The 3,341-nt window shown below is 72.9% G+C and carries 2 protein-coding genes, 1 pseudogene and 1 riboswitch; of the genes and pseudogenes, 2 read left to right on the forward strand and 1 reads right to left on the reverse strand.

The window, feature by feature from the left end:
* Positions 1–412: pseudogene (locus tag EYA84_RS29300) on the forward strand (hypothetical protein); the annotation flags it as partial.
* Positions 413–728: 316 nt separating this feature from the next.
* A riboswitch (cyclic di-AMP (ydaO/yuaA leader) is annotated at positions 729–870 on the forward strand.
* Positions 871–1,085: 215 nt separating this feature from the next.
* The gene (locus tag EYA84_RS29305; RefSeq protein WP_131057283.1) at positions 1,086–1,955 is read left to right on the forward strand and encodes a C39 family peptidase; all 870 of its coding nucleotides are present in this window, start codon (positions 1,086–1,088) and stop codon (positions 1,953–1,955) included.
* Positions 1,956–2,153: 198 nt separating this feature from the next.
* Here EYA84_RS29305 and EYA84_RS29310 read toward each other — a convergent pair.
* Positions 2,154–3,341 (reverse strand): CDP-glycerol glycerophosphotransferase family protein (locus EYA84_RS29310; RefSeq protein WP_131057285.1); only part of this gene is annotated, 1,188 nt, incomplete at its 5' end.

Raw genomic sequence — 3,341 nt, forward strand, 5'->3', positions numbered from 1 at the left:
GCCCGCCCCCCGCACCCCCCGCACCGCCAGCGAGTACGCCGCCCGGGAACGCTGGCTGCACCACGCCGCGATGGTGGCGCACTGGCGCGGTGACCTGTCGGCGCGGCAGCTCACCGACGTGCTGGCCCGGCGGGCCGGCTGGGACCCCCGCCTGCACCCGGCCGCACAGGAGGTCGTGCTGGCCCGGGTCGTCCGGGACAACCACCGGGCCACCTACCGGGCCGCCGCCGAGCGGGAACGGGCCGCCTGGCGGGAGACGGAACGGGCCACCGAAGCGGCCCGGGTGCTCTCCGCCGAGGCGTACGCCGCCGCGCAGCGCCTTCGACCGAATTCGGTGCCGGCACCCGCCGTGACCACCGCCGCACGTCCGGCCGCTGCGGCCCTGCGCTGGCGTCCGGCGCGCGTGGGGTGACCCGGGCGAGACGCGCGGAGCCCCGGTAATCCGGCCTGATCGGGTGAGCCCGGTCACACCGATCGCCGGAACGGACGGTGGTGCCGCAACCGCCCGAGACGTGACGTGATGTCCGGAGGCATTGTCCGGGGGTGGTCCGGTTGTCACCGCCCGTTACGTCGATCGCCGTCGGTCCTGTTGCGGGACATCGATGACCGAACGCCCGAAAATCACTGAGCTGGATCATGTTTGCGCAGGTCAGAGCGGGTTGGCAGGGCAATGGCCGACCAGTAATGTCGGCCCGTCCGATGCGGTAACCGATCGCAGGAGGCGACGCCGCATCGACCCGCCTAATCGTGGTCTCACGAACCGGGGACCCACCGCACCTCTGGGGTGAATCCGCGAGCTTCGGCTCACGGTAGGGCCAACTTCCCGCCCGAACCCGTCAGCTAACCCGGTCGGCGGTGTCGGAAGGAGCTTTCCTCTCGTGCATCCCCTTGTGATACCCCTCTTGTTCCTCCACGGCACTGCGGTGCCCGCGCTCACCGGGCCGTCGGCCGCGAGCTGACTGCGGCCCCCGCCCGGCCCCGACCGGGCGAAGCCCCTCGCACGGCCCGTCCGCCCACTCGGGCGGTCCTCGGCATGTCCTGTCGAGCTGACCGCCGGAGCGGATCGCCGTGCCTCCCTGAGCCCCGTGGAGGACTCCGTGAAGCAGACCCTGACGCGCCAGCTACGCCGGCTGGCCACCGAACGCCCCTACCAGGTCGTCGCCGCCTCGGCCGCCGCGCTGGCGCTGGCCACCGGCACCGGTGCCGTACTCGTCGGCACCGAGGACGCCCCGGCGACCGCGCACACCACGACCGCCGTCGCCGAGACGCGGGGCGACACCGCCGCCTCCCGCGCCGACACCCGCGTGGAGCCGACCCCGTCGACCCCGCCCGGCAGCGCGGCCCCGAGCAGCGCCGCACCGTCACCGTCGCCCTCGCCCACGCCGAAGGCCACCTCGGCGGCCCCCTCGCCGGTGGCCGTCAGCGAGAAGACCGCACCGAAGCCACCGACGCGCAAGGTCCTGGACTACGACTTCCAGGCCCAGACCACCGGCTACTACTGCGGCCCGGCCGCGGTACGCAACGCGCTCAGCGCCGCCGGGGTCGACCGTGACCAGGACACCCTGGCCGCCCAGCTCGGCACCACGTACGCCGGCACCAACTCGGCTCTGGACACCACCCGGGTGCTCAACGCCACGCTCAAGGGCGAGCCGTACTCGACCACGATGCTGCGGGGCGGCTCGGCCACCCCGACGCAGATGGACCAGCTCCAGGCCGACGTGGTGGAGGCGATCACCGACGGGCGCGGTGTGGTGGTGAACGTGGCCGGCAGCGCCACCGACACCGACGGTGGCTGGCACTCCTTCCCCGGCGGCCACTACGTCGCCGTGGTCGGCTACGCGGACGACGGTCGACTGGTCAAGATCGCGGACTCGGCCGACGCCTCGTACTACTCGTACTGGATGAGCACCACCGACCTCGCCCACTGGGCCGCCACCCGCGGCTACTCCTCCTGAGAGTAAGGACGAGATGTAAGGAAGGGTCCCCTGCTATACACCAGGCGATAGCAGGGGGCCCTTCCTTACATCCGGGCCTGAGGTGCTGTTCAGCGGATCGCTATCTGACCGGGGTCGTCGTGGCGGCGATCCCGGTGCTTCTCGGTCTGCAGGTCTGACCGAGCACGCCCACCGCTCACCACGGCCGCTGCTGCGCGCTCAGGGGGCGGTCGGCAGCGCCGCGTCGTCGGTCGTGGTCCGTGGCGCCGGGGCGGTCCAGGCCGGGTCCAGTTCCCGCCGGGCGGCGGAGAGGAACGCCTCGGCGTACGAGTCGGCGGGGAAGTCGCCCAGGTAGCGCCGCCGGGTCGCCCAGCGTGCCTCGGCGAGCGGATCGGTGTCGAGCAGCCGCGTCAGCACGTCGTCCAGGTCGGCCATGTCCCGCCGCAGCACGTAGCCGGTGGCGGCGAGGGGGAACCGTTCGACGAACCGGTCACCGTCGACGCCGGTGTCGGTGACCGCGTAGGGCTTGCCCGAGTACAGCCAGTCGGAGACCACCCCGGAGACGTCGGAGACCAGCGCGTCCGCCCGGTTCACCGACTCGGCCAGGGTGAGCCGGCTGGCGGCGGCGCCGAAGACGTGCTGGCGGCCGGTGCGGGAGCGGTCGGCGGCGAGCAGTTCGTGCAGCCGGGCCAGGCGACGGGCCGAGCCCGGGTGCTGGTTGGTGTAGGGGTGGGCGCGCAGGATCACCGTGGCGCCCCGGTCGAGCAGCCGCCGCAGCAGCGTCTCGGCCATCGGCAGGGAGCAGTAGTCGGCGTCGGCGTGGTGGCCGGTCCAGGTGGGGGTGTAGAGGACCGTGGGGTTCGTCAGCCCCCGGGTCGGCTGGTGGCGTACCTCGATCGCCTCGACCTGCGGGCGGCCCACCACCACGAACTTCTCGGGCGGGATCTCCACCCCGGCGCGGGCGTACCGGTCGACGGCGGCCTCGCCGGCCACGAAGATCCGGTCGAAGATCGCCGACACCGGGTTGGCGCTGGGCGCCTTGTCGCTGTCGCCGTGGTGCAGTTGAACGTGGGTGAGCTGGGTGAATCGGATGCAGTGGCTGTTCTTCGCGCCGTGGTTGACGTAGAACGCCACCCGCAGGCTCGGCACCAGCACCTCGTCCATGGTGCGCAGGGTGGGGCAGTAGACCACCGGTGCGGTGGTGGCCGCCGCGACGGCGGGCAGGAACTCCGGTTCCCGCAGCATCACCACGAACGGCCGTCCGATCCGTTCCAGGTACGGCAGCCACATGGTGACCTGGTACTCCGAGCCGGGCGGGGCGGAGAAGTGCAGCACGAACTCCGGCTGGTGCCGGCGCAGCGCCCGGGTGACCGCCGACCCGCCGGCCGTCGGCCGGAACCGGCGGCG

This window comes from Verrucosispora sp. SN26_14.1 (genome assembly GCF_004307965.1).
Classification (GTDB): Bacteria; Actinomycetota; Actinomycetes; order Mycobacteriales; family Micromonosporaceae; genus Micromonospora.